This window comes from Paenacidovorax caeni (genome assembly GCF_001298675.1).
GTDB classification, from domain to species: Bacteria; Pseudomonadota; Gammaproteobacteria; order Burkholderiales; family Burkholderiaceae_C; genus Paenacidovorax; species Paenacidovorax caeni.
In genome coordinates this window covers 53,208-79,498 of the sequence record NZ_CYIG01000031.1, presented here as the reverse complement: position 1 = coordinate 79,498, position 26,291 = coordinate 53,208, and the positions used below count along the sequence as shown (strand labels likewise).

The following is a 26,291-nucleotide window of genomic DNA, read 5'->3' as shown; positions in this document are numbered from 1 at the left end:
GTACGCGGCGCCAACACCTTGGTACACACTGACACGCAGGCTGGCCGCCCTCGGCTGGCCCTGTTCGATCTTGACCATACTTTGCTGCCCCTCGATTCTGACTACGAGTGGGGCGAGTTCACCATCCGCATTGGCTGGCGCGACGCGGCCGAGTTTGGCCGGCGCAATGCCGCGTTTTACGCCGATTACCAGGCGGGCCGGCTGAACGTGCCCGACTACGTGCGCTTTGCCACGGAGGCCGTGCGCGAGCGCGGCCCGCAGGAGGCGGCTCAGGCGCACGCGCGCTTTATGCAAGAGGTCATCGTCCCGGCCATCCGCCCCCAGGCCCTGGCGCTGCTGCGCCGCCACCAGGAGGCGGGCGACCAGGTGCTCATCATTACCGCCACCAACGAATTTGTGACGCGCCCCATTGCCCAGGCCCTGGGCGTGCCCGAATTGCTGGCACTGGAGCTGGAGCGCGGCCCCGATGGCTGGTACACCGGCGAGATCGCTGGCGAAGCCACCATGCGCGAGGGCAAGGTGCGCCGCATGGCGCGCTGGCTGGCCGAGCGCGGCCTGGCCTGGGACGCCGTGGAGAGCACCTTTTACAGCGACTCCACCAACGACCTGCCTTTGCTGGAGACCGTGAACCACCCCGTGGCCACGAACCCCGATGCGCGCCTGCGTGCCATCGCGCAAGAGCGCGGCTGGCCCATTCTTGACCTGTTTTCTGCGCAACCATGATCAAAACTTTCATCGACAAGCTGCTGGGCAAGGCAGATGGCGCGAAGTCTCGCAAGCCCCGCTTTGGCAAGCGTGTGGAAGTCCCCGCCAGCGTGCACGGCATCAACCCCGAGCTGGTGGACCGGCGTGCCGTGGACGTGGTGCGCACGCTGCAGGACGCCGGTTTTGAAGCCTACATCGTTGGCGGCGCCGTGCGTGACCTGCTGCTGGGCCTGCGCCCCAAGGACTTCGACGTGGCCACCAACGCCACGCCCGAGCAGGTCAAGGGGCTGTTCCGGCGCGCCTTCATCATCGGCAAGCGCTTTCGCATCGTGCACGTGGTGCATGGGCGCGGGCGCGAGCACGAGGTGATCGAGGTCTCCACCTTCCGTGCCTACCTGGACAACAGCGCGGCCGAGCAGGTCAGTGGCAACGAGCGCACCAGCAAGGCCCAGCTTTCGGGCATGCAGCATGCGGTGGACGCTTCGGGCCGCGTGCTGCGTGACAACGTCTGGGGCCCGCAGGACCAGGACGCGGCGCGGCGCGACTTCACCGTCAACGCCATGTACTACGACCCCGAAACCCAGGTCGTGGTGGACTACCACAAGGGCATCGAGGACGCGCAAAAGCGCGTGCTGCGCATGATTGGCGACCCGGCCACGCGCTACCGCGAAGACCCGGTGCGCATCATCCGTGCCGTGCGCTTCGCCGCCAAGCTCTCCAGCCTGGGCTTTGCGCTCGAGCCCAAGACCGGCAAGCCTTTGGTAGCCAGCCAGCACCTGCTGCAGGAGGTGCCGCAAAGCCGCCTGTTTGACGAGATGCTCAAGCTGCTGCAAACCGGCCACGCCCTGGCGTCGGTCGAGCAGCTGCAAAAGCTGGGGCTGGCAAAAGGCATTTACCCGCTGCTGGACGTGGTGGTGCAGCGTGCCAGCAATCCGCTGGTGCGCGCCGTGCTGCAAGACACCGACCGCCGCGTCGCTGAGGGCAAGGCCGTGGCGCCGAGCTTTTTGCTGGCCTGTGTGCTCTGGCAGGACGTCAAGGCCGGCTGGGAGCAGCGCCTGGCGCGCGGCGAACACGCCTTCCCGGCGCTGCAGGATGCTATTGACGAGGCGTTCGAGCAGCGCATTGGCGATGTCTCGGGCCGTGGCAAGCTGGCCGCCGACATGCGCGAGATCTGGGTCATGCAGCCGCGCTTTGACAAGCGCTCGGGCAACCAGCCCTTCAGCATGGTGGCGCACATCCGTTTCCGTGCCGGGTTCGACTTCTTCCGCTTGCGCGCCGACGTGGGCGAGGCCAGCGAGGAGCTGGTGGAGTGGTGGCAGGAGTTCTCTCTCACCGACGACGCGCGCCGCGAAGACATGATGGCCCAGGTGCGCGAGGAGCAGCGCCAGGCCCAGCGTGCCCAGCAGCGCAAGGCCCAGCCCGTGGTGCACCGCTTGCCCAGGGCCGATGGCGCCGAGTCGCCCCCCCCGGCTGACGACGCCGTGCCCGCTGCCGATGCGCCGAAAAAGCGCCGCCGCCGTCGCCGCAAGCCCGGTGGCGGGCAGGGTGGCGCCAGCGATGCGGGGCAGGGTGACTGACCCTGCCGCGGTCCCGGCCTGGATCGGCCTGGGCGCCAACCTGGGCGATGCGCGCGCCGCGCTGGCGGGCGCAGTGCAGGCCATGGGGCGGCTGGCTGGCACCCAGGTGGTGCGCGTGTCCTCGCTGTACCGCAGCGCGCCTGTGGATGCCACCGGCCCCGACTATCTCAACGCCGTGGCCGAGCTGCGCACCACGCTGGCGCCGCAGGCCCTGTTGCAGGCCTTGCAGGCGCTGGAGCTGGCGGCCGGCCGCGAGCGCCCTTACCGCAACGCACCGCGTACGCTGGACCTCGACGTGCTGCTCTATGGCAGCCAATCCATTGCCACCCCCACCCTCACCGTGCCGCACCCGCGCCTGTGGGAGCGCGCCTTTGTGCTGCTGCCGCTGGCCGAGCTGCGCCCGGGATGGGCGACTCCCGCGCAGTTGCGGGCCGTGGCCGGGCAGCGCATCGAGTGTTTGGGGGCATGGTGACTGTGGCTTACGATGCTTACCCGTTTTTTCCATCCGTCTGCGCCCTGCGTTTTATGTTCTCAATTTTGATAGCGGCTACCGCTTGTCCACAAAGGGCTAGAGGGCAATTTGATGCTTATCCAGGCGCAGCCGCCCGGCTGCGCGGGAGTGCGCCATGAACCATCCGATTACCGCCATGCAGCCGCCGCGCGAACTGGCGTCCCTGTCCTGCGTGGTGCCCTGCTACAACGAGGCGCGCAACCTGGAGCAGCTGCTGCCGCTGCTGCGCGCCAAACTGGCCAGCCTGGCACCGCGCTGGGAGATCGTGCTGGTGGACGACGGCAGCACCGACGCAACGGCCGAGCGCATGCGCGAGTGGACGCGCGAGCCCGGCGTGCGTGCCGTGATCCTGTCGCGCAATTTCGGCAAGGAAGCGGCGCTGAGCGCCGGCCTCGAAGCCGCCGCGGGCGACGCGGTGGTGATGATGGACTCCGACATGCAGCACCCGCCAGCGCTGCTCGATACCTTTGTGCGCCATTGGCGCGCCGGGGCCGACGTGGTGTACGCCGTGCGTGAGCACCGCGAGGCCGAGTCGGCCTTCAAGCGCGTGGGCACCGACTGGTTTTACGGCCTCATCAACGGCGGCGAGCGCTTTCGCCTGCCGCCGGGCGCGGGCGACTTCCGCCTCATGGACCGCAAGGTGGTGCAGGCGCTGCTGGCGTTGCCCGAGCGCAACCGCTTCATGAAGGGGCTGTACGCCTGGGTCGGCTTCGATGCGGTGGCCGTGCCCTACCTGCCCGACGAGCGCGCCCATGGCACCAGCCATTTCAGCAAGCGGCGCCTGATCCGCTTCGGCATCGACGGGCTGACCGCTTTCTCGGTCTGGCCGCTGCGCGCCGTGATCGGGCTGGGCTTTGTGCTGGCGCTGGCTGCGTTTGGCTACGGCGCGTACCTGACGCTCGAATACTTCTTGCACGGCCACAACGTCAGCGGCTGGACCACCATCGTCGTCAGCCTGATGCTGTTTGTCGGCATCCAGCTCGTGTCGCTCGGCGTGGTGGCCGAGTACGTGGGGCGCATCTACGAAGAGGTCAAGTGCCGGCCGTTGTACCTGGTCAAGCGCGAGCTGGGCCGGGGCCTGCGGGACGAGGCATGAGCCGCCCCGAACATGGCGCCGGCCCCAGTGGTGCCTGGCGCGACGTCCTCGCCACCCTGGCACTGGTAGCGGCCTGGCTGGCGGCCACGGCGTGGCTGCGCCCCCTCATGGTGCCTGACGAAGGGCGCTACGCTGGCGTTGCCTGGGAGATGGTGCGCTCGGGCGACTGGCTCACCCCCACGCTCAACGGTCTGCCGTTCTTCCACAAGCCGCCGCTGTTCTACTGGCTCTCAGGGGCTGCTTTGTCGCTCTTCGGGCTGGTGGAGATCGCTGGGCGCGCGGCTTCGCTGTGTGGCGCCACGCTGGGCAGCATGGCGCTGTATCTGTTCACCCGCCACTGGTGCGGGCAGGCGGCGGCGCGGCGCACGCTGTGGGTGCTGCTGTTGCAGCCGCTGCTGTTCATCGGTGGCCAGTTCGCCAACCTGGACATGCTGGTGGCCGGCTGCATCACCGCCACGGTGCTGGCGCTGGCACACGCGGCGCTGCGCTTTGAGCAGGGCCAGCCGCACCGCCGTGCACTCTGGCTGGGCTATGCGCTGGCGGGGCTGGGCGTGCTGGCCAAGGGCTTGATCGGCTTCGTCATCCCGGCGCTCACGCTCGGCCTGTGGCTGCTGCTGCGCTGGCGCTGGCGCACGCTGTGGGCGCTGCTGTCGCTGCCTGGCGTGGCCATCTTTCTGCTGGTGGCGGCACCTTGGTATGTGGCCATGCAGATGCGCTTTGATGATTTTCTGCACTACTTCTTCGTGGTGCAGCATTTCCAGCGTTTCTCTGTCGGTGGCTTCAACAACGTCATGCCGGTGTGGTTCTACCCTGCCGTGCTGGCGCTGCTGAGCTTGCCGAGTCTCGTCTGGTGCCCGCACCTGCTTGACCGCGGCTACTGGGCCGGTGCTTTCGGGCCACGTGCCACGCAGCAGGGGGCCGTGCGCCTGCTGATGCTGGTGGCCGTGGGCAGCGTGCTGTTGTTCTTCTCCATCCCCAAGTCCAAGCTGGTGGGCTACGTGCTGCCCGCGGTGGCACCGCTGGCCTGGTTGCTGGCGGATGCCAGCCAGCGCCTGGCAACCACCCCGGGCCGTCGCCGCGCCTGGGCTGGCAGCGTTGCCAGCGGCGGGCTTCTGGCGCTGGCCGTGGTGGGGTGGCTGACCCTGCACCAGGACTATTCGCTGCGTGGCCTGGGCCAGACATTGCGCGCCCAGCACCAGGCGGATGAGCCGGTCTACATGCTGGAGGAATACTTTTACGACGTGCCGTTTTACGCCCACCTGCGCGCGCCGGTGCGTGTGGTGGACGACTGGGGAACGCCCGCCGTGAAGCAGCGCGACAACTGGCGCAAGGAAATTGCCGATGCAGGCGAGTTCGACACCGCCGCCGCGCAGCGCCTGCTGCTGCGGCCCGAGGCACTGCTGCCCGCGCTGTGCGCAGCGCCCGTGAGCTGGGTGATGGCCGAGCAGTACCTGGCACCGCGCTACCCCTTCCTGGCGCAGGCCGAGGCGGTGCGCACGGTGCACGAGGTCACGCTGTGGCGCGTGCGCGCCGCGCAGCTCACTGCGTGCGCAGAAACGCCCAATGGCGGCTCAGCAGGTAAGTGAGCCCGGCCACACCGACGAGCACGATCGCCAGCAAAATGTCGTAGCGCGCGCGGGTCCAGTGCAGCAGCAGCGCGTAGGCGGCCTCGTTGATGGCGAAGCCCCCGGCCGAGATGGCAAAGAAGCGCAGCGCGGCCCGGCCCATACCGCTGCCATGGCCGCGAAAGCTCAGGAAGTGGTGGCCGCTGAACGAGACGGCGAATGCCACCAACCAGCCTGCCACGTTGGCCTGCAGCGGTGCCAGCCCGCCCAGCGCTACGCAGGCGGTGGCTACGCTCCAGTGCACGGCGGCAGCGGCGCAGCCCACGACGATGAACCAGGCCACGCGCCCGCGCTGGCGCTTGAACAGGAATGAGGAATGAGTAAAACGGTGACGGCGGTCGATACGGTGCATGAGGCGCCGCAGCATAGCAGCAGCTGGCGTGCCATCGCACTGTGCGTGGACGACTATGGTCTGAACGACGGCGTGAACCAGGCCGTGCTGGCGCTGGCGCAGTTGGGGCGAGTGCAGGCGGTTTCGGCCATGGTGGGGGGGCCGGCCTGGCGCCAGGGGGCACCCGCACTGCGTGCCCTGGACGGTGCGGCGGTGGAAGTCGGGCTGCATCTGGATCTGACCGAGTGTGCGCTCGACCCGGCGCTGCGCTTTCCGTTGTCGCGGCTGATCGCGCGGGCTTACCTGGGGCAACTCGACCGCAACGCCCTGCAGCGCGAAATCGCTGCGCAGCTTGACGCCTTCGAACACGCCATGGGCCGGGCGCCGGCCTATGTGGATGGCCACCAGCATGTGCACCAGCTGCCGGTGGTGCGTACGCTGCTGCTGGCCGAACTGGCGCGCCGCTATCCCCAGGGGGGGCTGTGGCTGCGCGCCACGCGCAGTGCGCCGCGCGCCGCCCACGCCGATGCGCGCACGGCCTTCAAGAGCCAGGTCATTGCCACCCTGGGCAGCCGTGCGCTGGCCACGCTGGCGCGGCGCCAGGGCCTGCGGCAAAACGCCTGCCTGCTCGGGGTGTACGACTTCACAGGCGGGGCAGATGGCTACCGCGCACGCCTGGCGCGCTGGCTGCATGCGGCGCGCCAGGGCGACCTGCTGATGTGCCATGTAGGCCTGCCCACCACGCTGCGCGATGTGCTGGCCGGCGCGCGCCAGGATGAATTTGCCGTCATCGGCGGGCCAGAGTTCGGTGCGCTGCTGGAACAGGCCAAGGTGCGCCTGCAGCCCATGGGGAGGCTCCTGGTTTGATAGCTGCCGGCGCTTGCCTGGTAAGCGCTAGAGGCCTTTTTTACTTCTTTTGTGCCTCGTACATCCGGAGGATGTCGGAGAGCTTCTGCGCCGTGTCCGCCGTATCGACGGCGGCCTTCATCCGGGGGTTCTGCGTGGCCAGCCAGTCGTGGAAGTCTTGCGACTTCAGGGTGTCGCGCCACCCTGGGTGGGTGCTGTCCATCCGGGCCAGCTCGACATCCACGGGGTCGTGCGGGCCGGCGGGCGCTGTGGCCCCCTGGCCCTGGTAAGCGGGAAGTCGGGCCCTGGGCACCTGCATGTCCCCGCCGTCCAGCGCCACGGCGACCATGGTCGCTGCGCCCGCCGCGGCCAGCAGCCCCAGGACGGAAACCACCTTGCCCAGCATGGCCCAGAGGGTGGCTCCCGCGTAGGCCGAGGCGGCCCGCCAGATGCCGATGTTCGCCAGTGCAGCGTAGGCGCAGAAGGCAAAGACCACGGTGATGGCGGCCTGGCTGCCGGGCGTCAGCAGCCACAGCGCGAGCGCCCACGGCACACTGGCCGCGACGCCGTAGCCCCAGTACGTCCGGGCCAGGCCAGCGCGGCCGCTCCACAGGTTGGTGATGGCATCCATGGCGGGTACTTTCTGGCGTGGGATCAATCGACCTGCGCGCCCGAGGCCTTTACCACCTGCTGGTACTTGGCGCGTTCGCTGGCCATGAACGCCTCGAACTGCTCCGGCGTGGTCGGCACGGGCTCTGCCATCAGCGTGGCGAAGCGGGTCTGGGTCTCTGGGGCCTTCAGGGCCTCGGTGAACGCCTTGTTCAGCCGCGCGATGGTGGCGGGCGGCGTGTGCGCGGGGGCCACCAGGCCCCACCAGGTGTCGATGGTGAAGCCCTTGAACGTGTCCGCCAGTGGCGGCACGCCCGGCAGCATGGGGCTGGCGGCGGTCGATGTGACGGCCAGCGCCTTCAGCTTGCCCGCCTTGATGTTGGGGGCGGCGGCGGCAAGGTTGTCGATGTTGAAATCGACCTCGCCGGCCAGCAGCGCCAGCTGCGCCGGGTTCGCGCCACGGTACGGGATATGCAGCGCGAAGATGCCGGCCTTTTGCTTGAACATCTCGCCCGCCAGGTGGCCTGCGCTGCCATTGCCGCCGCTGCCGTAGTTGAGCTTGCCGGGATGGGCCTTGGCGTAGGCGATGAGGTCGGCCACGCTGCGGATCTTGAGCTGCTCGGCCCGGGCCGCGTTCATCACCAGCACATTGGGCACACGCGCCATCTGGGTGATGGCTGCGAAATCCTTGCCCGCGTCGTAGGGCATGCGCTGGTACAGCCAGGGGTTGACGGCATGCGTGGCCGTGGCGGCCAGGCCAATGGTCAAGCCGTCCGGCGCGGCCTTGGCCACGGCATCGGCACCGATGTTGCCGCCTGCGCCGGCTTTGTTCTCGATGATCACGGTGCCCAGCGTGTCACGCACACGCTCGGCCAGCACGCGCGCCGTCACGTCCAGCGGCCCACCGGGCGGGTAGGGCACGATCAGGCGGATGGGTGCGTTCTGCGCCAGGGCCAGCGGTGCGGCCAGGGCCATGGTGGCTGCGGCGGTATGGACCAGAAGGGTTCTGCGGTGCATGGTGCGTCGTCCTTTCAGTGTTTGTCGGCCTCGGAAGTGAATGCGTCGGCGAAGAATTCCTCCGGCGGCAGGCCGCGTGCGGCGGTGTAGCGCTCGCGCGCCGTATCGACCACGATGGGGGCGCCGCAGGCATACACCTGGTGGCCGCAGAGGTCGGTGAAATCGTCCAGCACGGCCTGGTGCACGAAGCCTGTGCGGCCAGTCCAGCCGTCTTCTGGCAGTGCGTCGGACACCACCGGCACGTAGCGCAAGTTCGGCATCTCGGCCGTGCGCGCCAGCATCCAGTCGTGCATGTACAGGTCGCGTGGGCGGCGCCCACCCCAGTAGAGCACGGTGGGGCGCGTAATGCCCTTGTGCTGCATGTGCTCGATCAGTGCCTTCACCGGCGCAAAGCCGGTGCCCGAGGCCAGCAGCACGATGGGTTTGTCCGAGTCCTCACGCAGGAAGAAGCTGCCGAATGGCCCCTCGATGCGCAGGATCTCTTTTTCCTTCATGGCCGTGAAGACATAGTCGGTGAAGCGACCGCCCGGCATGTGGCGAATGTGCAGCTCCAGCCCCGGGGCGCTCTCCTGCTGGTGCGGCGCCGTGGCCATGGAATAGGCGCGGCGCAGGCCGCCCTGGAGCACGAATTCGATGTACTGGCCCGCGTGGTAGCGGAACACGTCCGTGGCGGGCAACTGCAGGCGCAGCTGCATCACGTCGTGCGATTTCTTCTCCAGTGCCGCCACGCGCACCGGCAGCTTCTTCACGGGGTAGGCACGTTCGTCGGTCACCTGGCGCGATTCGAGCACCACGTCGGACTGGGGGTGTGCGCAGCAGGTCAGTACGTAGCCGGCGGCTTCTTCGTCGGCACTCAGGGCCTTGTCCTGGTGCGGGCCATGGCTGACGGTGCCGCTGAGCTTCTTGCACTTGCATGAGCCGCAGGCGCCGTCCTTGCAACCGTAGGGCAGGCCTACGCCGTGCTGGATCGCCGCCGCGAGGATGGATTCGCCGCCATTGGCTTGGAAGCCGCGTCCGCTGGGCTGCACAGTGATCTGGAAGGCGGTGTCGGCAGGGGGCATCATGGAGTGGGTATCCTTGGAGTCGTTGTCAAACAAAGCCAACCGAGCATTGTGCCTTCTAACCAAAACCCTCTGGGTGCGCTTCCGGCCCGTTTTCGGCGCGAGCGCGTGCTTGTCGTCGGCTGCGGCGACGTCGGCCTGCGTGCCGCCCGCGAACTGCGCCATGCACGCGTGCTGGCGCTGACTTCGAGCGCCGCACGCCGTGTGCCGCTGCGCAGTGCAGGCATCACCCCCTTGGTGGGCAACCTGGACGATGCCAGCACGTTGCGCCGTCTGGCGGGCTTGGCCACGCGTGTCTTGCATCTGGCCCCCCCTCCCAGCGAGGGGGAGGGCGATCCACGAACCTGGGCGCTGGTCTGCGCTCTGCGCCGACGCCAGGCGCCGCGCGCCTTGGTCTATGGCTCTACCACCGGAGTCTATGGGGACTGTGGCGGTGCCTGGGTAAGCGAAGCGCGCCCCGTGGCGCCTCGGACAGCGCGCGCGCGCCGCCGCGTGGACGCCGAGTGCGCGCTGCGCGCCTGGGGCTGTGCCGGGGTGCGCGTGAGCATCCTGCGCATCCCGGGTATCTATGCGCCCGACCGCGAGGGGGGTACGCCTGAAGCGCGCCTGCGCCGAGGCACTCCGGTGCTGGCGGCGCAGGACGACGTGTACACCAACCACATCCACGCCGATGACCTGGGCCGTGCCTGTGCGCTGGCGCTGTGGCGCGGGCGGGCGCAGCGCACCTGCCATGTGAGCGATGCCAGCGACATGAAGATGGGCGACTACTTCGACTGGGCGGCTGACCTGTATGGCCTGCCGCGCCCGCGGCGCATTGCGCGCGCGCAGGCGCAGAGCGAGCTGCCACCCATGCTGCTGAGTTTCATGGAGGAGTCGCGCCGCCTGGAGACGCGGCGCATGCGCAGCGAACTGCGCCTGGTGCTGCGCTACCCCACCGTACGGCAGGGCCTGGTCGTACCCTAGCGCGGGGTGCTTAGGCGCTCTCGCCGTCTTGGGCGGGAGGCATGTCGGACGCTTCGGATGTCTTGGTTTCGTCCGCTTCCTCGGCAGTAGCCGGGCGCTCACCCGCCTGGCGCAGCGCCGCTTTTTCGCCGGCGCTGGCGAACTTGCTGTACTTGCCCAGCAGCGGCACCAGTTGGCCATAGATGCGCGGGCTGGCGGCCAGGCATTCCTTCTGTTCCAGGAAGTCGGCTTCGCCGGTGAAGTTGCCAATGAGGCCGCCGGCCTCGGTCACCAGCAGCGAGCCGGCGGCCACGTCCCAGATGGACAGGCCGGATTCGAAGAAACCGTCGGCAAAACCGGCAGCCACGTAGGCCAGATCGAGCGCCGCAGCACCAGGGCGGCGCAGGCCGGCGGTGCGTGGCATGAGGTCGGCCATCATGGCCATGTAGTTCTTGAAGTTGTCGCCCGGGCGGAACGGAAAGCCGGTGGAGATGAGGCAGTCCTTGAGTTGGGTGCGCTTGGACACGCGGATGCGCCGGTCGTTCATGAAGGCGCCGCGCCCACGCGTGGCGGTGAACAGGTCGTTGCGCGTCGGGTCGTAAACCACGGCATGCTCGATCTTGCCCTTGAAAGCCATGGCAATGCTCACGCAGTACACAGGGAAACCATGGATGAAGTTGGTGGTGCCGTCCAGCGGATCAATGATCCAGACGTAGTCAGAATGCTTGGCGCCGTGCGTGTTGCCAGTTTCCTCGGCCAGGATGCCGTGGCCGGGGTAGGCCGTCAGAAGCGTCTCGATGATGGCCTGCTCTGCCGCGTGATCCACCTCGGTCACGAAGTCGTTCACCTGCTTTTGCGAAATACGCACCGCCTCCACGTCGAGTGCAGCGCGGTTGATGATGGCGCCAGCGGCGCGTGCGGCCTTGATGGCCACGTTAAGCATGGGGTGCAGGTTGGACGACATGGATTGTGCGAGGAAGGGCGATGGCCCGGCCAGGAGGCGCGGGGCGGAACCGGCGATGCGGTAGGAAACTGGAAAAGGGCGCTAATTCTACCCGCTGCGCGCCAGCGCGCAGCGGGCGGGGTGGTGCGTCAGGGCAGGCGCAGCCGATCCGACTCGCCCACGGTGACCCGTTGGATGAGGCCGTTGTTGCCCACCGAGTACTCCACGTACAGCTGCTTGCGCCGGTTGGGCGCGGGGTCGGTGCCCGCCAGGTCGTTGCTGGCCTCCACGTTGAGCCGCCCGTCGTAAACGTAGGCGCGCAGGCGCTGCGTCACATCCACTTGGCGGTAGCCATCGCCATAGGTGGCGCGGTGGATGGTCAGGTAGCCATAGCCTGGGCCGCCGGGGTTGTAGCCACCATTGCCGCCATAGCCATCCACCAGCTGCGAGGGGCTGACCCAGGAGGATTCGGCGAACTCCGCCGTCTGGGTGCGTCCGTCACGGCCACGGATTTGCACGCGCAGCACTTTGCGCTGGTTGGGTGCGGGGTCGGCGCCGAACAGGTCGTTGCTCACACTGAAACCGCTGCCCTGGCGTGCCAATTGGCGCACGCGCTCGGTCACGTCCATGCCCTGCCAGGGGGTGCCGTAGGTGGCCTGGACAACCTGGCCGTTGTGGTTCCAGTGGCCTTGGCCATGCCCCTGGCCGGGAGGTTGACCCTGGCCGGGGTACCAGCCGCCACCGCCCTGCGGGGCGAAGGGCGTGGTGTCCAGCCACTGCGACTCGGCCACCTCGAAGGTGCGCCCACGCCCGTCCCAGCCTTGGGCCTCGATACGTAGCACCTTGCGCTGGTTGGGGGCGGGGTCGGCGCCGAACAGGTCGTTGCTCACCTGAAAGCTGCCGCCTTGTTGTGTCAATTGGTGCACACGCTGGGTGACGTCCATGCCTTGCCAGGATGTGCCGTAGGTGGCGCGCGTGACTTGGTATTCACCGCCGCGCTGGGCGCGGGCGGGGCCGCTCAACGCCAGCAGCAGCAAGGTGAACAGGCCAAGCAGCCACAGGGACTGCAAGGACAGCCGCAAGCGGGCTGTGCTGGAAGGGCGGGGGGCGAGGCTGTGCATCAGAGGGTCTCCGGAAAACGGTTTCGGGTTTCAACGCACGAGCAGGCCATGCGGTGTACCGTGCGCAGGGGGCTGGGCGGCGACAATCGCAGTTTGCCGTTTTTTTGCTGCCATGCGCACACGCTTCATTCTGATTCACACCAGCCATGCCGGCAACGTCGGCGCCGCCGCGCGCGCCATGAAAACCATGGGGTTCGACGACCTCGTGCTGGTCGCGCCGCGTTGGCCCAACGTGCTGCGCAAGGAGGAAACCATCCAGCGTGCAAGCGGCGCGCTGGATGTGCTGGACAACGCACGCATTGTGGAAACCCTGGACGAGGCGCTCGACGGTATGAGCCACCTGTGTGCCACGGCGATGACGCCGCGCGACTTCGGTCCACCCACGCGCACGCCACGCGCGCATTTTGATTTGCTATTGAAAAATGAGCTGCTGGCGCGCGATGGGCAAGCGCTGGAGGCAAATATTGCCCAAGAAACGGGCGTGGCCTTCCTGTTTGGCTCCGAGCGCTTCGGCATGGCCAACGAGGACGTGTACCGCTGCCATGTCGCGCTCTCCATCCCCACCAACCCGCGTTTCGGCTCGCTCAACCTTGGCGCGGCGGTGCAGGTGGTGGCTTACGACTGGCGCCAGGCCCTGGGCGGCTTCGCGGTGCAGGATGCACAGGCCGCACCGCTGCGTGCCGACGCCGCGCAGGTGGCGGGCATGCTGGCGCACTGGGAGCAGGCGCTCACGGCCATCGGCTTTCTCGACCCGGCGGCGCCCAAGAAGCTGATGCCGCGCTTGAACCAGCTGTTCAACCGCGCGCAGCTCACGGCCGAGGAAATCCACATCCTGCGCGGTGTCGCCAAATCCATGCTCCAGGCGCGCCCGGCGAAGCCGCTAGACTGACTGGCTTTCGTCTTTAGATATAACAAAAAACAATGTTTGCCCGCCTGCGCTCCGACATCCAGTGCATCCTCGACCGCGATCCCGCCGCGCGCAGCCTGTGGGAGGTGGTCACCTGCTATCCGGGGCTGCATGCGATCTGGCTGCACCGCCTGGGGCACTGGTGCTGGCACCACGGCCTGAAGTGGCTCGGACGCTTTGTCTCGCATGTTGGCCGCTGGCTCACGGGCATCGAGATCCACCCCGGGGCGGTGTTGGGCGAGCGCGTTTTCATCGACCACGGCATGGGCGTGGTGATTGGCGAAACGGCGGTGGTGGGCGATGGTTGCACCATCTACCACGGTGTCACGCTGGGCGGCACGTCCCTCTACAAAGGCACCAAGCGCCACCCCACACTGGGCCGGAATGTGGTGGTCAGTGCCGGGGCCAAGGTGCTGGGGGGCTTCGAGGTGGGCGATGGGGCAAAAATTGGCTCCAACGCCGTGGTCATCAAACCCGTGCCCGCTGGCGCCACGGCAGTGGGTATTCCGGCGCGTATCATCCCCTCCAAGGAAGGGCATAGCGCCGACGTGACCGAGTCGACCAAGGCGCAAGAGGCGCAGTTCAGCGCCTACGGCGTGACGCAGCAGCAGGACGACCCCGTGACCCAGGCCATGCGTGGCCTGATCGATTCCGCCGATTCGCAAGAGCACCAGATCGCGCTGCTGTGGCAGGCCATCGAAAAGCTCTCGCAATCCACCCCGCAAAGCGCTGGCTGCGTGCCCCTCGAGGCCGTTCGCTGCGAGCAGTTCCAGGCCGCCAAGCTCAACGACATCATCGGAAAGTAGTTCCATGGACGTTTCCCACGCCTTGCGCGCGCGCCGTTCGGTGCGCGCTTTTTTGCCCGCAGTACCGCCGGGTGCGCTGGTGCAGACCTTGCTGCAGGAGGCCGCCCAGGCCGCTTCGGGGGGCAACCTGCAGCCTTGGCGCGTGGTGGCACTGACCGGGGAGCCCCTGCGCGCATTGCTGGCTGCCGTGGCGCAGACCCAGCCGGGGGAGGATGAGAGCCCGCAGTCCTATCCCCCAAACCTGTGGGAGCCGTACCGCACGCGCCGCTTCGCCAATGGCGAGGACCTGTACCGCACGCTGGGCATTCCGCGCGAGGACAAGGCAGGTCGCCTGAAGCAGTTGGCCAAGAATGCCGAGTTCTTCGGTGCCCCCGTGGGCATCTTCGTGTGCGTGGACGAGCGCATGGGCATGCCGCAGTGGGCTGACCTGGGCATTTACCTGCAGTCGCTGATGCTACTGGCCGTGCAGCACAGGCTGGCGACCTGCGCCCAGGGCTTCTGGCGCCGCTACACCGCCGCCGTGCAGCAGCAGCTCGGCTTACCCGAGGGCTATCGCGTGGCTGTGGGCGTGGCGCTGGGCTATGAAGACACAACCGCGCCCATCAATACCCTGCGCACCCCGCGCGCGCCCTGGGCCGAGTGGGGGCAACTGCGCGGTTTTGCTTGAGGCGGCGCGGGACGTGTGCGGCCGCTACGGCTTGATGGCAATCTTCAGCACGCCGTCGCGCTGGTGCGCGAACAGGTCGTAGGCCTCGACGATCTCATCCAGCTTGCGCTGGTGTGTGACCAGCACCCCCAGATCCAGGCGCTGGGCGGCAATCACGTTCATCAGGCGGCGCATGCGCTCCTTGCCGCCGGGGCACAGGGCCGTGCGGATGGTGTGGTCGCCCAGGCCCGCGGCAAATTGCGCCAGCGGGATCGACAGATCCTCTGAATACACCCCCAGGCTGGAGAGCGTGCCGCCGGGTTTGAGCACCTTCATGGCCTGCGCGAATGTGGCCTGGGTGCCGAGCGCCTCGATGGAGCTGTCGGCGCCCTTGCCGCCGGTGAGCTTCATCACCTCGTCCACCACGTCCACATTGCGGAAGTTCAGCGTCACGTCGGCGCCCATCTTCCGGGCGATGCCCAGGCGGTGGTCGTTGCCGTCCACGGCGATGATGGTGGTCGCGCCCAGCAGGCGCGCGCCGGCGGTGGCGCACAGGCCGATGGGCCCCTGGGCCAGCACCACCACGGTGTCGCCAATCTTGATGTTGGCGTTTTCCGCCCCCTTGAAGCCGGTGGACATGATGTCCGGGCACATCAGCACCTGCTCGTCGGTCAGGCCGTCGGGAATGGGCGCGAGGTTGGCTTGGGCGTCAGGCACCAGCACGTACTCGGCCTGCGTGCCGTCGATCAGGTTGCCGAAGCGCCAGCCCGCCGTGGCCTTGTAGCCGTGGCAGCCGCACAGGCCGCGCGCCGCCAGGTAGCTGCCGTCCTGACTCGGGTAGCCATCCTGCGCCGCATAGCTGTTGAAGTTGGGGCAGATGGCGCCAGCAATCACGCGCTGGCCTTCCTGGTAACCCTGCACCGCGCTGCCGAGTTTCTCGATCACCCCCACGGGCTCGTGGCCCACGGTCAGGCCTGGCGCCACCGGGTATTCACCCTTGAGGATGTGCACGTCGGTGCCGCAGATGGTGGTGGTGGTGATGCGCACCAGCGCATCGTTGGGCCCGACGTCGGGAATCGGCTTGTCGACCAGCGCGATACGGCCTTTTTCCACGAAGACGGCGGCTTTCATCATGGCGGTCATGGGAGGCTCCTTTCCAGTGGTGGAAGATCCACCATACCCCTCGTGCCCGCGCGCGGGGCTACTTCGCAGCGGGCTGCTCGGGTATGGCCGGTGCCTGTGCCGCACAGACCGCGTCGTCCACGCTCCAGAACGTGGCAATGTGGCCCAGGCCAGCGCGTTGTAGCGCCGCGCGTGGGTGGTCCTTGACCCGCGCCAGGAGCAGCGCCACACCGCTGCGCGCCAGGTGGGCGTGCAGCTCCTGCATGGCTTCGAGGGTGGTCACATCCATGTCGTCGCTGGATTCCACGCTCAGCACCACGGCATGCAGGCCAGGAGTGCGTGCAAGCCCGGCCACGGTGTGCGCCATGGCCTCGGCATTGGCGAAGAACATGGGTTCGTCCGGGCGCAGCACCAGCACGCCCGGCGTGCGTTCGGCCTGCGGATGCAACCGCAGGGCGACAAAATCGCGCGTCCCAGGCAGGCGGCCCAGCTCGCTGGAGGCGGGCTGTGCAAAGCGCCGCAGCGCCAGCAGCAGCGACAGGCCCACGGCCAGCAGCATGCCGAACAGCACCCCCAGGGCCAGTACGCCGGCAGCGGCGGCCAGCGCCATCCAGGCGTCACCGTTCCAGCGCAGCGTGGCCCACAGCGGGCGCGGCCCCAGCTTGTGCGAGACGATGCCGATCACGACCGCGCACAGCACCGGCAAGGGCAGCAGCGCCAGGGCGTCCTGGGCCAGCGCCAGCAGCAGGGCAATCGCGGCGGCGGCCACGAGGCCGGTCCAGCGGCTGCGGCCTCCCGCCTCATAGTTTGCTGACGAGGCAGAGAACCCCGCGCCCACGGGCAAGCCCTGCAACAGGCTGCTGCCGATGTTGGCGGCACCCAGCGCCAGCATTTCGCGCCGGGCATCGACGACATCGCCCGCCTGCAGCGCCAGTGAGCGTGCCGAGCCCCATGACTCGGCGAACAGAATCATCAGCAGCGCGGGCGCCACTTGCAGGGTGCGTACCCAGCTGTCCCAGTCCAGCTGGGGCCAGCCCAGCCGCAGGCCTTGCAGGGTGACGGGGCCGACCAGCGCCACGCCCTGCGCCGCCAGCGGCAGCATGGCAGACAGCCCGATGCCCAGCCCCAGAATTAGTACCGAGGGTTGAATCCAGGCGTGGAGCGCCTGCAGACGGTGCAACACGAGCCACAGGGCGAGCGCGCCTGCGCCCAGGGCCGTGGCTGCGCCATGCAGCGTAAGCAGACCGCCCAGCCATTCCCACAGCAGGGGCAACGTGTCCGTGCTGCTGGTGGGCACCCCAGTGAGGCCGGGCAACTGCTTGATGACGATGGTGACCGCCAGGGCCCAGGCGAATCCGCGCAGCACGGGGCGCGAGACGAAGGCCGCCAGGAAGTGTGCCCGGGCGAGGGCGGCGATGACGAACAGCCCGCCGGTGATGCCGACCAGCGCGAAAGCGCTGGCGGCGCCATTGGCGGCCACTACCGAGGCGAAGATGGCCGCCGCCGACGAGGTGGCCGACAGGGTGGCGAAGCGGCTTGTTCCGATGAAAGGGTAAATAAGCAGCCCCGCGAGGGCCGCCGCCAGGCCGTGCACCGGCGGCACGCCGGCGATGGCCGCGTAGGCCACGGCCTCGGGCACCAGCAGCCCGGCAATCGCCAGGCCCGCCAGCAGGACACCGCCCCCCTGGGGTGCGGCGGGCTTGCCGGATTCGCTCACATTTTTCCAGTGCGTTAGCGTGGGCGCACGGCGCTCTTGGGTCGGAATGCCTTGCAGACCTCGGGGCGCGTTTCAAGGTAGGGGCCGCCGATCAGGTCGATGCAGTAGGGCACGGCCGCGAAGATGCCTGGCACACGCTGTGCACCGCTCTCGTCCTTGAGTCCTTCCAGCGTTTCAGCGATGGCCTTGGGCTGCCCGGGCAGGTTGATGATGAGGCTCTGCCCACGGATCACGGCCACCTGGCGCGAGAGGATGGCCGTGGGCACGAACGCCAGCGAAATCTGGCGCATCTGCTCGCCGAAGCCCGGCATTTCCTTGTCGGCCACGGCCAGCGTCGCTTCGGGCGTCACGTCGCGCAGCGCCGGGCCCGTGCCGCCAGTGGTCAGCACCAGGCTGCAGCCCGCATCCACCAGCTCGATCAGCGTGGCGCTGATGCGCGCCTGCTCGTCCGGAATCAGCCGCGGCTCGAATTGCAGGGGGTTGTGCAGCGCGCGCTTGAGCCAGTCGTGCAGTGCGGGCAGGCCCTTGTCTTCGTAGGTGCCGCTGCTGGCGCGGTCGCTGATGGAGACGATGCCGATCTTGACCGGTGCGTACTGCGGGGTGTTAGGCATGGCCGGACTCCTCGTCGTCTTCGGGGGATGGAGAGGCATTGTCGGCCGGCGCCTGGGCGCTGTCCATCTGCGCGCGCACGAGCTGGAACAGCTCGCGGTAGGCGCGGCCTTTGCGTGGTGCCTGGCCCTGCGACTCGGCCACCTGGGCATCGTGGGCCGAGGGTGCGTCCTTGCGTGCCTGGCGGATCAGTGCGCGGATTTGCTGTGTGTCGGTGCCGGGGTACTCGGCCAGCCATGCGGCCAGGGCGTCGTCGCTGGCGATGAGCCGGTCGCGCCAGTGCTCGGCCTGGTGCAGCGCCAGCTTTTCCGCAGCCGAGCCGCTTTGCTGCTCGTCCAGTGCGGACTCGATGGCGGCGACGTCGTCTTCGTCCAGCTTGCGCATCAGCTTGCCGATGAACTGCATCTGGCGGCGTTTGCCCTCGAAGTTGGTGATGCGCTTGGCTTCCTGCAGCGCTTCCTGCAGCTTTTCGGGCAGTTGCAGGCGGGCGAACAGGTCGGCGCGCAGCGTCAGCAGCGCATTGCCCAGCGCCTGCAGCGCCTCGCTTTCGCGCTTGAGGTCGGTCTTGCTGGCGTCCGGGGTGCCTTTGAGTTGGGCCTTGAGTTCGAGGTCCAGGTCGCTGCCTTCGGCAACGAAGCGGCCTTTCACGTAATAGCCTTTTTTGGGTTTGCGTGACATGGGTGAAGCAGGGGGAGAAAGGGCGCAGCGGCGCAGCAGCCTGATGAAGCGGCAAGTATCATAGCCGCCGCTATGAAAACCTCTCGTTCCCGCGCCGTGCGCGCCGAAGCTTCTTCGCCCGAAAGCGGCTTCAGCTACACCCAAGACCACTTTGCCGACCTGGTGGATCAGGCTCTGCGCCATGCCAAGAAGCTGGGCGCCACCGATGCGGGCGCCGAGGCCTCGGAGGGCTGCGGCCTGTCCGTCAATGTGCGCAAGGGCGAGCTCGAGACGGTGGAGCGCAACCGCGACAAGTCCCTGGGCGTCACGGTCTACCTGGGCCAGCGCCGGGGCAATGCCAGCACGTCAGACTTCTCCAAGGCGGCCATCGAGCGGACTGTGCAGGCCGCCTACGACATCGCACGTTTCACGGCCGAGGACCCGGTGGCAGGCCTGCCCGATGCCGCCGACATCGCCCCGCCCAAGACCCACCGCGACCTGCAGCTGTTCCACCCCTGGGCCATCACCAGCGAGGAGGCCGCGCGCCTGGCGCTGGTGTGCGAGCAGGCGGCCTTGGCCACGGACAAGCGCATCACCAACAGCGAGGGCGCGGGCGTGTCGGCGCAGCAAAGCCATTTCTTCAGCGCGCATACGCACGGCTTTCGCGGTGGCTATGCCAGCTCGCGCCACAGCATCTCGGTGGCGCCCATTGCCTCGCTGCCGGGGCGCCACGGCGAGATGCAGCGCGACGCCTGGTACAGCTCGCAGCGCAATGCCGCCGACCTGGCCGCGCCCGAAGCCGTGGGCCGTTACGCCGCGCAACGCGCGCTCAGCCGCCTGGGCAGCCGCAAGATTCCCACCACCGAATGCCCGGTACTGTTCGAAGCGCCGCTGGCGGCGGGGCTGCTGGGCAGCTTCGTGCAGGCGGTGAGCGGCGGCGCGCTGTACCGCAAGAGCAGCTTCCTGCTCGACTCCCTGGGCAAGCAGGTTTTCCCCAAGCACATCGACATCACGGAAGACCCCTTCATCCTCGGCGGCAAGGGCAGCTCGCCGTTCGACGAGGAAGGCGTGCGTGTACAGGAGCGCAAGGTGGTCGAAGGCGGGCGCGTGCAGGGGTACTTCCTGTCGAGCTACTCGGCGCGCAAGCTGGGCATGCGCACCACGGGCAACGCCGGCGGCTCGCACAACCTGGCGCTGACCTCGCGCCGCACCCTGCCGGGAGACGACCTGCCGCAGATGCTGCGCAAGCTCGGCACGGGCTTGTTCGTCATCGAGCTGATGGGCCAGGGCGTGAACTACGTGACCGGCGACTACTCGCGTGGCGTCAGCGGCTTTTGGGTGGAGAACGGCGAGATCGCCTTCCCGGTGCACGAGATCACCATTGCCGGCAACCTCAAGACCATGTTCAAGGGCATCGAGGCCGTGGGCGCCGACGCCTACGGTTACGGCGCCAAGACCGTGGGCTCGGTGCTCATCAACCGCATGAAGGTGGCTGGGAGTTAAGAGGGTTTTAGGCCTCTAGCGCTTACCAGGTAAGCGCTGGCAGCTCCTGAAAACGCAGCAATTCAGGCGCTCGCCCCGGCGGGTACTCCCGCCTGCGCCGCCTGCCAGCGCTGGCGGTTCTTTTGCACGTCGCGCGCCATCTGCATGCGCTGGCGGCCATAGAGCTTTTCGTAGCCTTCGTTCCAGCCCAGCAGGATCCAGGGCTGGTGCGTGGCGATGTGGGCGAATGCCGTGGCCACCGCGTCCTCCTTGCCTTGGAGCGTGATGCTGGCATCGCGCCACTTGAGCACCAGCGCGTGCGTCTCGCCCGCCGGAATTACGTAGTACAGCTTTTTCTTCGTCACCTGCGGGTGCGCCCACAGCAGCTCGTTGAGGTTGTACAGGTCCAGGTTCAGCCACTGCTTGCGCAGCAGGTGGTTGGCCGTCAGTGTCCAGCCGCCAATCTTTTGCGTGTCGGGCGCACGCAGCTCCTGGTCGAGAATGCGCGTGACCGCATGCAGCCGTCCCCACTGGCTGGCGCGCGCGATGGTCGGGTGGATTTGCGGGTTCTGCATGCGCCCCAAGGCCACCAGTCCCCAGCCACCCGCCGCGAGCACCAGCACCCCCGCCAGGCCCAGCATCCACCAGCCCTTGGTGCGGAAGTCGTGCAGGTCCAGCAGCAGCGGCATGAAATGCGGGCGCAACTTCTGCGCGTTGGGGTGGGCAAACAGGCGCTGCGCCACGTCTGTGGGCAGGGCGCGCACCTCGCCCACCAGTTCCTTGCCGGGGGCGCTGTCGCCGTGCGCTTTCACCAGCACGAACTGCTCGCCCAAGCGCGCGGCGAAGTAGTGGCCTGAGACGCTGCGCCCGGTCTCCACGCCGCGTTTCTTGCGTACCGTGATCTCCTCGATGCCGGTATCCAGCATTTCCTCGGCACGCAGGCGCACCCAGTGCGGCGCCTTGGCGTTGGTGGGCGACAGCGTGTCCAGGTGCTGGGCTGTCACTGTGGTGGGGCCGCGGAAAAATTCGCGCAGGTAGGGGGCCTGGGCACCGAGCCAGCCCGCTACGCAGGCCAGAACCAATGCCGCGACGATGCAGCGGTTGCGGCTGGTGCGGCGGGCTTCCGCCAGCAGCCAGGAGGAGGATGTGGTCATCGGGTGTGTCTTTTTTTTCTGGGGCGCCAGCCTCACGGCGCAGCGCAGGAGTCGTCCAGCCCGGCCATGCCGGCGAGTTTTTGCAGGCGCGAGCGATTATCCAGGCAGGCTTGGTGGCGCTCCTGGGCTTCTTGCTGGCGTGCCAGGGCGGCCTGCTGCTGTGCCTTCTGCGCCACTTGCCGGGCGGCCTGTGCGCGCTCGGCCTGCAGCTGCGCGATGCGCGCGCGGATCTGCGGCATTGCCGCGAGAGCGGCTTTTTCACCTTCCACGATGGCTTGGGCGCGTTGGCTGAAGTCGGCCGGGCCGATGTCCCGCACCTGGGGCCGGATGACCACGTCGGCCCGCGCCAGCTCGGCCTGGCCCAGCTTCTGGCCCATGATGGCGATCGACTGGCCCAGTGCGCCCAGCAGATGCCCAGGCGTCTGGCCGCGGGCCTTGTTGGAGATGTCCACGGCAATCACCACGTCGGCGCCCAGTTGGCGCGCAGCATCCACTGGCACGGGGCTGACGATGCCGCCATCGACGAAATGGTGCTTGCCGATCGCCACCGGCTGGAACACCCCCGGCACGCTGCTCGATGCGCGCACCGCCTGGCCCGTATTGCCGCGCGCGAACACGGTGCGCTCGCCGTCCTCCAGCCGTGTGGCCACGGCCACGAAAGGCTTGGGCAACTGCTCCAGGGGCTTGCGGCGCACCTGCGCGTTCACGTAGTCCTCCAGCTTCTGGCCTTGCACCAGCCCGCCCGAGGACAACTGCAGGTCGCGGATCTTGGCTTCGTCCAGCGCCACGGCCTTTTCCTGCAGCTCAAAGGCATTCATGCCGCTGGCGTACAGCGCACCCACCACACTGCCGGCGCTGGTGCCCGCCACCACGGCGGGTGCAAAGCCGTTGGCTTCCAGCATCTTGAGGACACCAATATGGGCAAACCCCTTGGCGGCGCCCCCGCCCAGTGCCACCCCCACCTTGACGGGCGGCGCCGCTGGCGTTGGCGCGGGCGTGGTGAGGGCGGGCTGCGCTTGCGCCGCCGGGGGCGGGGCCGGTGGGTTGCTGCCGCAGGCGGCAAGGCCGAGAAGACTGGAAAGTACCAGAGGGCGCAACGGGAAGGCCAGGCGCATGGCAGGATGCTTTGCTGTCAGGGAAAACACTGCAGTGTATCGGCAGGGGGTGGTTGGAGAGGGCGGTGGTGTTATCGGATGTACAAAGCGGTGCAGGTTCTAGGAAGGAGTCCGACGCCATGGTGGAGAAAAGAAACTGGTTCGACCAAGGCGGGCAGTCGTACGCGCAGTTCCGCCCCGCGTACCCCGAGGCCCTGGCGGCATTTTTTGCTGCAGCCGCGCCCGCTACCGGGCTGGCGGTGGACGTGGGCTGCGGCAACGGGCAGCTGACCACGCTTTTGGCCCGGCACTTCGCGCAGGTGGTGGGCGTTGACCCGAGCGCGGACCAGATTGCGCACGCCAAGCCCGCCTCTGGCGTGGCCTACGCCGTGGCGCGGGCCGAGAAGCTGCCCCTCGCCGATGGGGTGGCAAGCGCCGTCACCGCCGCCCAGTCGGCGCATTGGTTCGACCTGCCGACGTTCTACGCCGAGGTGCGGCGCATTGCGCGCCCGGGCGCGGTGGTCGCACTCATCAGCTACGGCGTGCTGGTGCTGGAGGGGGCCCTGGGCGCGCGCTTTCAGCGCTTCTACAGCGCGGAAATCGGCCCCTTCTGGCCGCCGGAGCGCAAGCTCGTGGACAACGGCTACGCCGGCATCGACTTTCCCTTCGCGGAATGCCCTCCGCCCGAACTGGCCATTGTGCAGTCGTGGAACCTGGGCCAGTTCCTGGGCTACGTTGGCACCTGGTCGGCGGTGAAGAAAGCGCGCCAGCTGGGCCAGGAGGCACGGCTGGCGGCCTTTGCCGACGATATCGCCGCGCTGTGGGGCGATCCGGCCGGGCAGAGGCGGGTCACCTGGCCCCTTCACATGCGACTGGGCCAGGTTGAGGTCAAAAAGCCTTCTAGCCCTTTGCTGGTAAGCGCTGGAAGCTCCTGAAAAAGGAGCGTTCGCGCCACCTCAGCCCTGGGCGATGTGCGCGGCGATGGCCTGGCCCACGTCGCTGGTGCTGGCGCTGCCACCCAGGTCGGGCGTGCGCGGGCCGGTGCGCAGCACGGCTTCAATTGCCGCCACGATGGCGTCGTGCGCCTGGCGACCGGCGCCTGTGCCGTGGGTGAGGAAGTCCAGCATCAGTGCGCCCGACCAGACCATGGCGATGGGGTTGGCGATGTTGCGGCCGTAGATGTCGGGCGCCGAGCCGTGCACGGGCTCGAACAGGCTGGGAAAGGTGCGCTCGGGGTTCAGGTTAGCCGAAGGCGCCAGGCCGATGGTGCCCGTGGTGGCCGGGCCCAGGTCCGAGAGGATGTCGCCGAACAGGTTGGTGGCGGCCACCACGTCAAAGCGGCCGGGTTGCAGCACGAAGCGCGCGGTGAGGATGTCGATGTGCTGCTTGTCCAGCGTGACTTCGGGGTAGTCCTTGGCGACCTCGTCGGCGCGCTGGTCCCACCAGGGCATGCTGATGGCGATGCCGTTGCTCTTGGTGGCCAGCGTTACGTGCTTGCGTGGGCGGCTTTGCGCCAGGTCGAAGGCGAACTTGAGCAGGCGCTTGGCGCCGTGGCGCGAGTAGACCGATTCCTGGATCACGATCTCGCGCTCCGTGCCCTCGTACATGATGCCGCCCAGCGACGTGTACTCGCCCTCGGTGTTCTCGCGCACCACGAGGTAGTCGATATCGCCCGGCTTGCGGCCGGCCAGGGGGCAGGGCACGCCTTCGAACAGGCGCACGGGGCGCAGGTTGATGTACTGGTCGAACTCGCGTCGGAACTTGAGCAGCGAGCCCCACAGCGAGACGTGGTCGGGCACGGTGGCGGGCCAGCCCACGGCGCCGAAGAAGATGGCGTCCATGCCCGAGAGCTGTTCTTTCCAGTCGTCGGGCATCATTTTTCCGTGCTGCAGGTAGTAGTCGCAGTGGGCCCAGTCGAAGGGGTGGAAGGCCAGCGTCAGGCCGAAACGCTGTGCGGCGGCCTGCACGGCGCGCAGGCCTTCGGGCATGACTTCACGGCCAATGCCGTCTCCGGCGATTACGGCGATCTGGTAGGTGGGGGGCATGGGGCTCCTGGGTGGGCAAAGGGGGCGATTCTTCAGGAGAATGCCGCGCGCGGCAATCTGCCCTGCTCCGGGCTGGCGCGCGGGTGTCGACCCGGCGTCATGCGCCGGCCTGCGCACGGCCCCACAATGCGCGCTTTCATCGACGAAGCCGAACGCCATGGATACCCGCAATGCCCTTGATGCCCGCGCCGTGGGCCTGATGGTGGTGCTGTGCCTCATCTGGAGTGCGCAGCAGATCGCCCTCAAAGCCACCGCGCAAGACTGCGCGCCGCTGCTGCAGATTGCGGTGCGCTCGGGCGTGGCCGCGCTGCTCGTCGGGCTGTGGATGGCCTGGCGGCGCGAGCGCCTGACGCTGGCGCACGGCGTGTGGCAGCCGGGCGTGGCGGCGGGTGCGCTGTTTGCGCTGGAGTTTCTGCTGGCGGGCGAGGGGCTGCGCTACACCTCGGCGGCGCACATGGTGGTGTTCCTCTACACCGCACCGATCTTCGCCGCGCTGGGCTTGCATTGGTGGCTGCCGGCCGAGCGGCTGGCGCCGCTGCAGTGGGCCGGCATTGCGCTGGCCTTCACGGGCATCGTGGTGGCGTTTTTCCTGCGCGGCAGCCAGGGCGCGGGGCCGGACTGGCAGCGCATGCTGTGGGGCGACTTGCTCGGGTTGCTGGCCGGGGCGGCGTGGGGCGCCACGACGGTGCTGATCCGTGTCACACGGCTGAGCAGCCTGCCCGCGTCGCAAACGCTGCTTTACCAGCTGGTGGTGGGTTTCGCGCTGCTGGTGCCGCTGGCCTGGGGTGCGGGGCATGTAAGCGCCTTCCATGGCACGCCGGCGGTGTGGGCCAGCCTGGCGTTCCAGTCGGTGGTGGTGTCTTTCGCCAGTTTCCTGCTGTGGTTCTGGCTGCTGCGTACCTACCTGGCGTCGCGGCTGGGGGTGTTTTCATTCCTCACGCCGCTGTTCGGCGTGGCGCTCGGGGCGTGGCTGTTGGCCGAGCCCATCGCGCCGGGGTTTTTGACCGGGGCGGTGCTGGTGCTTGCCGGTGTGATGCTGGTCAGCAGCCACGGCTGGCTGGTGCAGCGCTGGAAGATGAAAAGTGCATAAAAAAGGCTTCCAGCGCTTATGGGGTAAGCGCTGGAAGCTCTCTTTTTGAGAGCGATGCGAACGCTCAGCCTGCCAGCGCGGCCTTCACCGCAGCCGACACCTGGCCCATGTCGGCCTTGCCCGCCAGGCGTGTCTTGACCACGCCCATGACCTTGCCCATGTCGCCGGGACCGGCGGCGCCCACTTCGGCCACGATGGCCTTCACGGCGTCCAGAATTTCGGCTTCGGACATGCGCGCAGGCAGGTAGGCCTGCAGCACGGAGAGTTCGGCCTTCTCCTTGTCGGCGAGGTCCTGGCGGCCTGCGCCCTCAAAGGCGGTGATGCTGTCCTTGCGCTGCTTGATGAGCTTGTCCACGATGGCGACGATGGCCGCATCGTCCAGGGTGATGCGCTCGTCCACTTCCTTTTGCTTCATCGCAGCCTGCAGCAGGCGGATGGTGCCCAGGCGCTCGCTGTCCTTGGCGCGCATGGCGCTCTTCATGTCTTCGGTGATCTGGTCCTTGAGGCTCATGTCGGTATCTCCACAGGGAAAAACAAAAAACCCGCGCTTGGCGTCCCTAGCGCGGGTTTTTGAGAAG

The 26,291-nt window shown here is 68.1% G+C and carries 27 protein-coding genes; 13 read left to right on the top strand and 14 right to left on the bottom strand.

The features are described from left to right. Window positions 1-18 precede the first annotated feature (18 nt). The 5 genes from BN2503_RS13270 to BN2503_RS13250 all read left to right on the top strand — a co-directional run bounded on the left by BN2503_RS13270 (window position 19) and on the right by BN2503_RS13250 (window position 5,475). Window positions 19-723, top strand: coding sequence for a histidinol-phosphatase (locus tag BN2503_RS13270; RefSeq protein WP_054257138.1), 705 nt, complete (start codon window positions 19-21; stop codon window positions 721-723). Beyond that, window positions 720-2,282: a polynucleotide adenylyltransferase PcnB gene (pcnB, locus tag BN2503_RS13265; protein ID WP_054257137.1), complete on the top strand. Its 1,563-nt coding sequence runs from the start codon at window positions 720-722 to the stop codon at window positions 2,280-2,282. The genes BN2503_RS13270 and pcnB overlap by 4 nt, the downstream gene beginning before the upstream one ends. Continuing rightward, window positions 2,263-2,754 (top strand): 2-amino-4-hydroxy-6-hydroxymethyldihydropteridine diphosphokinase, encoded by a 492-nt coding sequence (gene folK, locus BN2503_RS13260; RefSeq protein ID WP_139235393.1) that lies wholly within the window; start codon window positions 2,263-2,265, stop codon window positions 2,752-2,754. Before pcnB ends, folK begins: the two co-directional genes overlap by 20 nt. A 154-nt stretch (window positions 2,755-2,908) precedes the next feature. After that, a complete protein-coding gene (locus tag BN2503_RS13255) occupies window positions 2,909-3,889 on the top strand; it encodes a glycosyltransferase family 2 protein (RefSeq protein ID WP_054257135.1) in 981 nt (326 codons plus the stop codon). Continuing rightward, entirely contained in the window at window positions 3,886-5,475 is a 1,590-nt protein-coding gene (locus BN2503_RS13250; protein WP_054257134.1) for an ArnT family glycosyltransferase, read from the top strand. Before BN2503_RS13255 ends, BN2503_RS13250 begins: the two co-directional genes overlap by 4 nt. On the opposite strand, the gene BN2503_RS13245 is transcribed toward BN2503_RS13250, so the two are convergent. Beyond that, window positions 5,429-5,866, bottom strand: coding sequence for a GtrA family protein (locus BN2503_RS13245; RefSeq protein WP_054257133.1), 438 nt, complete (start codon window positions 5,864-5,866; stop codon window positions 5,429-5,431). The two genes, BN2503_RS13250 and BN2503_RS13245, sit on opposite strands and share 47 nt — an antisense overlap. Here BN2503_RS13245 and BN2503_RS13240 point away from each other — a divergent pair. Beyond that, the gene (locus tag BN2503_RS13240) at window positions 5,831-6,712 is read left to right on the top strand and encodes a ChbG/HpnK family deacetylase (RefSeq protein ID WP_054257132.1); all 882 of its coding nucleotides are present in this window, start codon (window positions 5,831-5,833) and stop codon (window positions 6,710-6,712) included. The two genes, BN2503_RS13245 and BN2503_RS13240, sit on opposite strands and share 36 nt — an antisense overlap. A 40-nt stretch (window positions 6,713-6,752) precedes the next feature. Here the strand turns inward: BN2503_RS13240 and BN2503_RS13235 are convergent, their stop codons facing one another. The 3 genes from BN2503_RS13235 to BN2503_RS13225 are packed head-to-tail and all read right to left on the bottom strand — an operon-like array spanning window position 6,753 to window position 9,378. Continuing rightward, window positions 6,753-7,322 carry a hypothetical protein gene (locus tag BN2503_RS13235; RefSeq protein ID WP_054257131.1) on the bottom strand — a complete coding sequence of 190 codons (570 nt, stop codon included), beginning with the start codon at window positions 7,320-7,322 and terminating at the stop codon, window positions 6,753-6,755. A gap of 23 nt (window positions 7,323-7,345) precedes the next feature. Continuing rightward, entirely contained in the window at window positions 7,346-8,317 is a 972-nt protein-coding gene (locus tag BN2503_RS13230; RefSeq protein WP_054257130.1) for a Bug family tripartite tricarboxylate transporter substrate binding protein, read from the bottom strand. Window positions 8,318-8,331: 14 nt separating this feature from the next. After that, window positions 8,332-9,378: a CDP-6-deoxy-delta-3,4-glucoseen reductase gene (locus tag BN2503_RS13225; RefSeq protein WP_054257153.1), complete on the bottom strand. Its 1,047-nt coding sequence runs from the start codon at window positions 9,376-9,378 to the stop codon at window positions 8,332-8,334. Window positions 9,379-9,429: 51 nt separating this feature from the next. Here BN2503_RS13225 and BN2503_RS13220 point away from each other — a divergent pair, with 51 nt between their 5' ends. Beyond that, on the top strand, window positions 9,430-10,341 hold the full coding sequence (locus tag BN2503_RS13220) for an NAD-dependent epimerase/dehydratase family protein (RefSeq protein WP_054257129.1): 912 nt from the start codon (window positions 9,430-9,432) through the stop codon (window positions 10,339-10,341). A 10-nt stretch (window positions 10,342-10,351) separates the two neighbouring features. Here the strand turns inward: BN2503_RS13220 and BN2503_RS13215 are convergent, their stop codons facing one another. Further along, on the bottom strand, window positions 10,352-11,284 hold the full coding sequence (locus BN2503_RS13215; RefSeq protein WP_054257128.1) for an inositol monophosphatase family protein: 933 nt from the start codon (window positions 11,282-11,284) through the stop codon (window positions 10,352-10,354). Window positions 11,285-11,412: 128 nt separating this feature from the next. Then, window positions 11,413-12,384 carry a DnaJ-like protein C-terminal domain-containing protein gene (locus tag BN2503_RS13210; RefSeq protein ID WP_054257127.1) on the bottom strand — a complete coding sequence of 324 codons (972 nt, stop codon included), beginning with the start codon at window positions 12,382-12,384 and terminating at the stop codon, window positions 11,413-11,415. Between the two features lie 112 nt (window positions 12,385-12,496). On the opposite strand from BN2503_RS13210, the gene BN2503_RS13205 reads away from it, so the two are divergent. From BN2503_RS13205 to BN2503_RS13195, 3 genes are read left to right on the top strand one after another with little or no spacing between them, the layout of a single operon-like run. Then, on the top strand, window positions 12,497-13,273 hold the full coding sequence (locus BN2503_RS13205) for an RNA methyltransferase (RefSeq protein WP_054257126.1): 777 nt from the start codon (window positions 12,497-12,499) through the stop codon (window positions 13,271-13,273). 32 nt (window positions 13,274-13,305) lie between these two features. Then, the gene (gene cysE, locus BN2503_RS13200; RefSeq protein ID WP_054257125.1) at window positions 13,306-14,097 is read left to right on the top strand and encodes a serine O-acetyltransferase; all 792 of its coding nucleotides are present in this window, start codon (window positions 13,306-13,308) and stop codon (window positions 14,095-14,097) included. Between the two features lie 4 nt (window positions 14,098-14,101). Next, window positions 14,102-14,764, top strand: coding sequence for a nitroreductase (locus BN2503_RS13195; protein WP_054257124.1), 663 nt, complete (start codon window positions 14,102-14,104; stop codon window positions 14,762-14,764). Window positions 14,765-14,788: 24 nt separating this feature from the next. On the opposite strand, the gene BN2503_RS13190 is transcribed toward BN2503_RS13195, so the two are convergent. From BN2503_RS13190 to yjgA, 4 genes are read right to left on the bottom strand one after another with little or no spacing between them, the layout of a single operon-like run. Continuing rightward, window positions 14,789-15,886 (bottom strand): NAD(P)-dependent alcohol dehydrogenase, encoded by a 1,098-nt coding sequence (locus BN2503_RS13190; RefSeq protein ID WP_054257123.1) that lies wholly within the window; start codon window positions 15,884-15,886, stop codon window positions 14,789-14,791. A gap of 58 nt (window positions 15,887-15,944) precedes the next feature. Beyond that, the gene (locus BN2503_RS13185; protein ID WP_054257122.1) at window positions 15,945-17,582 is read right to left on the bottom strand and encodes a SulP family inorganic anion transporter; all 1,638 of its coding nucleotides are present in this window, start codon (window positions 17,580-17,582) and stop codon (window positions 15,945-15,947) included. A gap of 14 nt (window positions 17,583-17,596) precedes the next feature. Next, entirely contained in the window at window positions 17,597-18,193 is a 597-nt protein-coding gene (gene mog / locus BN2503_RS13180) for a molybdopterin adenylyltransferase (RefSeq protein WP_054257121.1), read from the bottom strand. Beyond that, entirely contained in the window at window positions 18,186-18,869 is a 684-nt protein-coding gene (gene yjgA, locus BN2503_RS13175) for a ribosome biogenesis factor YjgA (protein WP_054257120.1), read from the bottom strand. Before yjgA ends, mog begins: the two co-directional genes overlap by 8 nt. 72 nt (window positions 18,870-18,941) lie before the next feature. Here yjgA and pmbA point away from each other — a divergent pair, with 72 nt between their 5' ends. Next, window positions 18,942-20,351 (top strand): metalloprotease PmbA, encoded by a 1,410-nt coding sequence (pmbA, locus tag BN2503_RS13170; protein ID WP_054257119.1) that lies wholly within the window; start codon window positions 18,942-18,944, stop codon window positions 20,349-20,351. 62 nt (window positions 20,352-20,413) lie between these two features. Here pmbA and BN2503_RS13165 read toward each other — a convergent pair whose 3' ends face one another. After that, a complete protein-coding gene (locus tag BN2503_RS13165; protein WP_054257118.1) occupies window positions 20,414-21,484 on the bottom strand; it encodes a hypothetical protein in 1,071 nt (356 codons plus the stop codon). Between the two features lie 32 nt (window positions 21,485-21,516). After that, complete coding sequence (locus BN2503_RS13160) at window positions 21,517-22,599, bottom strand: patatin-like phospholipase family protein (RefSeq protein ID WP_054257117.1); 1,083 nt, start codon at window positions 22,597-22,599, stop codon at window positions 21,517-21,519. Window positions 22,600-22,718: 119 nt separating this feature from the next. Between BN2503_RS13160 and BN2503_RS13155 the strand changes: the two genes are divergently transcribed. Continuing rightward, the gene (locus tag BN2503_RS13155; protein ID WP_054257116.1) at window positions 22,719-23,513 is read left to right on the top strand and encodes a class I SAM-dependent methyltransferase; all 795 of its coding nucleotides are present in this window, start codon (window positions 22,719-22,721) and stop codon (window positions 23,511-23,513) included. Between the two features lie 21 nt (window positions 23,514-23,534). Here the strand turns inward: BN2503_RS13155 and BN2503_RS13150 are convergent, their stop codons facing one another. After that, entirely contained in the window at window positions 23,535-24,623 is a 1,089-nt protein-coding gene (locus BN2503_RS13150; protein ID WP_054257115.1) for a tartrate dehydrogenase, read from the bottom strand. Window positions 24,624-24,780: 157 nt separating this feature from the next. On the opposite strand from BN2503_RS13150, the gene BN2503_RS13145 reads away from it, so the two are divergent. Beyond that, on the top strand, window positions 24,781-25,713 hold the full coding sequence (locus BN2503_RS13145; RefSeq protein ID WP_054257114.1) for a DMT family transporter: 933 nt from the start codon (window positions 24,781-24,783) through the stop codon (window positions 25,711-25,713). Window positions 25,714-25,777: 64 nt separating this feature from the next. Here BN2503_RS13145 and BN2503_RS13140 read toward each other — a convergent pair whose 3' ends face one another. After that, on the bottom strand, window positions 25,778-26,224 hold the full coding sequence (locus tag BN2503_RS13140) for a GatB/YqeY domain-containing protein (RefSeq protein ID WP_054257113.1): 447 nt from the start codon (window positions 26,222-26,224) through the stop codon (window positions 25,778-25,780). Window positions 26,225-26,291 lie beyond the last annotated feature (67 nt).

Coding starts and splice junctions, on each gene's coding strand:
- pcnB (WP_054257137.1), top strand. CDS start 720: ATGATCAAAACTTTCATCGACAAGCTGCTGGGCAAGGCAGATGGCGCG.
- folK (WP_139235393.1), top strand. CDS start 2,263: ATGCGGGGCAGGGTGACTGACCCTGCCGCGGTCCCGGCCTGGATCGGC.
- BN2503_RS13255 (WP_054257135.1), top strand. CDS start 2,909: ATGAACCATCCGATTACCGCCATGCAGCCGCCGCGCGAACTGGCGTCC.
- BN2503_RS13250 (WP_054257134.1), top strand. CDS start 3,886: ATGAGCCGCCCCGAACATGGCGCCGGCCCCAGTGGTGCCTGGCGCGAC.
- BN2503_RS13240 (WP_054257132.1), top strand. CDS start 5,831: ATGAGTAAAACGGTGACGGCGGTCGATACGGTGCATGAGGCGCCGCAG.
- BN2503_RS13245 (WP_054257133.1), bottom strand. CDS start 5,866: ATGCACCGTATCGACCGCCGTCACCGTTTTACTCATTCCTCATTCCTG.
- BN2503_RS13235 (WP_054257131.1), bottom strand. CDS start 7,322: ATGGATGCCATCACCAACCTGTGGAGCGGCCGCGCTGGCCTGGCCCGG.
- BN2503_RS13230 (WP_054257130.1), bottom strand. CDS start 8,317: ATGCACCGCAGAACCCTTCTGGTCCATACCGCCGCAGCCACCATGGCC.
- BN2503_RS13225 (WP_054257153.1), bottom strand. CDS start 9,378: ATGCCCCCTGCCGACACCGCCTTCCAGATCACTGTGCAGCCCAGCGGA.
- BN2503_RS13215 (WP_054257128.1), bottom strand. CDS start 11,284: ATGTCGTCCAACCTGCACCCCATGCTTAACGTGGCCATCAAGGCCGCA.
- BN2503_RS13210 (WP_054257127.1), bottom strand. CDS start 12,384: ATGCACAGCCTCGCCCCCCGCCCTTCCAGCACAGCCCGCTTGCGGCTG.
- BN2503_RS13205 (WP_054257126.1), top strand. CDS start 12,497: ATGCGCACACGCTTCATTCTGATTCACACCAGCCATGCCGGCAACGTC.
- cysE (WP_054257125.1), top strand. CDS start 13,306: ATGTTTGCCCGCCTGCGCTCCGACATCCAGTGCATCCTCGACCGCGAT.
- BN2503_RS13195 (WP_054257124.1), top strand. CDS start 14,102: ATGGACGTTTCCCACGCCTTGCGCGCGCGCCGTTCGGTGCGCGCTTTT.
- BN2503_RS13190 (WP_054257123.1), bottom strand. CDS start 15,886: ATGACCGCCATGATGAAAGCCGCCGTCTTCGTGGAAAAAGGCCGTATC.
- mog (WP_054257121.1), bottom strand. CDS start 18,193: ATGCCTAACACCCCGCAGTACGCACCGGTCAAGATCGGCATCGTCTCC.
- yjgA (WP_054257120.1), bottom strand. CDS start 18,869: ATGTCACGCAAACCCAAAAAAGGCTATTACGTGAAAGGCCGCTTCGTT.
- pmbA (WP_054257119.1), top strand. CDS start 18,942: ATGAAAACCTCTCGTTCCCGCGCCGTGCGCGCCGAAGCTTCTTCGCCC.
- BN2503_RS13165 (WP_054257118.1), bottom strand. CDS start 21,484: ATGACCACATCCTCCTCCTGGCTGCTGGCGGAAGCCCGCCGCACCAGC.
- BN2503_RS13160 (WP_054257117.1), bottom strand. CDS start 22,599: ATGCGCCTGGCCTTCCCGTTGCGCCCTCTGGTACTTTCCAGTCTTCTC.
- BN2503_RS13155 (WP_054257116.1), top strand. CDS start 22,719: ATGGTGGAGAAAAGAAACTGGTTCGACCAAGGCGGGCAGTCGTACGCG.
- BN2503_RS13150 (WP_054257115.1), bottom strand. CDS start 24,623: ATGCCCCCCACCTACCAGATCGCCGTAATCGCCGGAGACGGCATTGGC.
- BN2503_RS13145 (WP_054257114.1), top strand. CDS start 24,781: ATGGATACCCGCAATGCCCTTGATGCCCGCGCCGTGGGCCTGATGGTG.
- BN2503_RS13140 (WP_054257113.1), bottom strand. CDS start 26,224: ATGAGCCTCAAGGACCAGATCACCGAAGACATGAAGAGCGCCATGCGC.